Here is a 2423-nt window from a genome sequence, read left to right on the forward strand (position 1 = left end):
CATCATCCCGTCAACGATTGCCAGTGCCTTCGCGGAAGGCGACATCCTGCAAGTCTTGTTCCTCTCGGTCCTGTTCCTCTCGATCCTGTTCGGCGCGGTCTGCCGCTACAACGGCCGCTCGCTCTTCTCTCTCGTCCGATACATCAAGGACGAGCTGCTGCTCGCAATGTCCTCCTCAGAGGCCGCGCTGGCCTCGCTCATGGAGAAGATGGAAAAGGCCGGCGCCACGCATTCGGTCGTGGGTCTCATTCCATTCAATCTGGACGGCACGAATATGATGCTCGCCGCCCTTTTCATCGCCCAAGCGACGAAAACTGATCTCCCGATCGGCTGCCGGATCCTCATGCTGTTTGTCGCATTGTTCCCTTCGAACGGAACAACCCGCATTACCGGTGCAGGCCTCGTCACAATGGCTGCAACGCTCTTTCTTGTTCCGGCCGCACCGGTCACCTCCGTGGGGCTTATTCTTGGCGTCGATCAGCTTATGTCCGAATGCCACGCGCTGACGGTTTTTCTCCGCAGCGTAGCGGCAACGCTGGCTGTCACCCGGTCCGGGGCGAGCGGGATAAACGACGATTCGGGGAGCGCCTCACTAGCGGACCGTTCAGCGCTCTGGCGGTGGACGGTCAAGTCGCCCGGCGTGGTGAACACAATTCCCCGTGCGAACGACGCTCAGCTATTGGGGTGGACCCGATGGCGCAAAGCCGTATTTGAGAAACCGCCAGATCGCACCGGCACCTGTGCGCCTGTAGCAACTGCGGGGCACGATCAAAACTGACCCATTTTACACCAAAAAGGCGGCCGTTGCTGCCACGCCGTCCATGGATTGGAGACTCATGTCTAAGCCGACTGCCATCACTGTCGCAGCTCTTCTTTTACTCCTCGCCTTGCTGGCGAGCCAATATAGCGCGAACCTGCACCGGCAGGCGTGGTCGACCGACAGGCAAAAGTGGAGCGGCGCATTCGACAACGATCTCCTTCGCCAATCGCCGGCAACCCGCAAGGCGATGCCGTTCTGGTCATATTCAATGACTACCACAACTGTCCGCATTGCAGACTGGCTGATATCAACTACCAAAAAGCCTTCAAGCATGAGCCCAATCTGAAGCTTGTGATCAAACAGTTCCCGGTCCTGGGACCGGATTCCCAATTCCCAGCCTTCGCCGCACTCGCCTCGAGAAAACAGGGAAAGTTCGACGAATTCCACCGCGCCCTTATGATTTCCCCCAGTTGAAGGGTCACTCTCAAGATCGCAGCGCGTGTAGGCCTTGACGTTGAGCAGCTCAAGCGGGAATGCAAGATCCGGCCATCGCAGATGAAATGCGCGCGTCCGCGCACTCGCGAAAGGTCTGCACTTAGACGGTACGCCCGCGTTGGTGGTCGGCGATATAGTGGTCGCCGACCTTGTGGACATGGCCAGCTTGCAACGCTTGCATCGCCGATGCGCGCTCAAAGCGTGCTGGCTCTCGTGCGGGGCAGCATCTGTAGACCGGCCACGCTGTTGTTGCCGGAGCGTGCCGTTTGTGGCAGCTGGCTTTGCTGTCGCTCCTCGTAATCTTGTTGCGGTCATCCAGCTGCCGTGGGCGCCAACAACAATCCTGAGCGCCCGCGCCTGAAGTCGCTGGCCGGGTGCTCGTGAACCGAGCCCGCTTTTCTTCGGCAAGCTCAGGCGGTCTTGGCCCTGCGGCATCGCCCCCTGGCGCGGGGCAGCCTTCGGCTGCTGACGGTCGCCGGCCTGTCGGCCGGCGTCTTTCTATTGTGGCCTTCCCCCTGGCGCAGGGTGGGCAGCACTCCCTTCTAGGCCCGCCGCGGCGTCCCGCAACCCTTCGCTTGTCGCTTTCGGGTCCTCCACTCCGTTCCGGTCCTGCTGATGCAGTCCGCCTCCGACGGCGGGCCTTTCCGGTCGCTTTTGCCGCCCACCCCGCTTCCGGGGAGGGCGCGCGATTGTAGAGCGGAGGACATCACGATGCGTGCAAACAACAAACGTTGCGGCAGCCGACAGGCTGGCGCAGACAGTGGCGGGCGCACCGGCGCCAGCCTTTATCAGGAAATCACCGACCGCATCATTGCCGAACTGGAGCGCGGCACCGTGCCATGGGTCAAGCCGTGGGGCAGGGCAAGGACAGGCCTCGGCCTGCCGCGGAATGCGGCCACCCAGCGCCGATATTCCGGCATCAATATCCTGATCCTGTGGGGCGCGGTCATCGAGCGCGGTTTCCCCAGCCAGAACTGGCTCACCTTCCGGCAGGCGCTTTCGCTTGGCGGCAATGTCAGGAAGGGCGAGCACGGCACCACCATCGTTCACGCTGACCGCTTTGTTCCCAAGAACGAAAAGCAACGCGCCGACACCGATGGCGACGAACCGCAGGCGGTGCCCTTCCTGAAGCGCTTCACCGTCTTCAATGTCGCGCAGTGCGATAATC

3 protein-coding genes are annotated in these 2423 nt (G+C 61.6%); all 3 read left to right on the forward strand.

Going from position 1 to position 2423, the window contains the following annotated elements:
* Positions 1–778, forward strand: a 778-nt coding sequence (locus EOC06_RS34900) for a cation:dicarboxylase symporter family transporter (RefSeq protein WP_128309948.1), incomplete at its 5' end; no start/stop codon positions are given.
* Positions 779–949: 171 nt separating this feature from the next.
* Positions 950–1234: a thioredoxin domain-containing protein gene (locus EOC06_RS44335; RefSeq protein WP_224570942.1), complete on the forward strand. Its 285-nt coding sequence runs from the start codon at positions 950–952 to the stop codon at positions 1232–1234.
* Positions 1235–1966: 732 nt separating this feature from the next.
* Positions 1967–2423 (forward strand): ArdC-like ssDNA-binding domain-containing protein (locus EOC06_RS44340; protein ID WP_245470336.1); only part of this gene is annotated, 457 nt, incomplete at its 3' end.

Origin of the sequence: Mesorhizobium sp. M7A.F.Ca.MR.362.00.0.0 (genome assembly GCF_004023175.1) — a bacterium.
Lineage (GTDB): Bacteria > Pseudomonadota > Alphaproteobacteria > Rhizobiales > Rhizobiaceae > Mesorhizobium.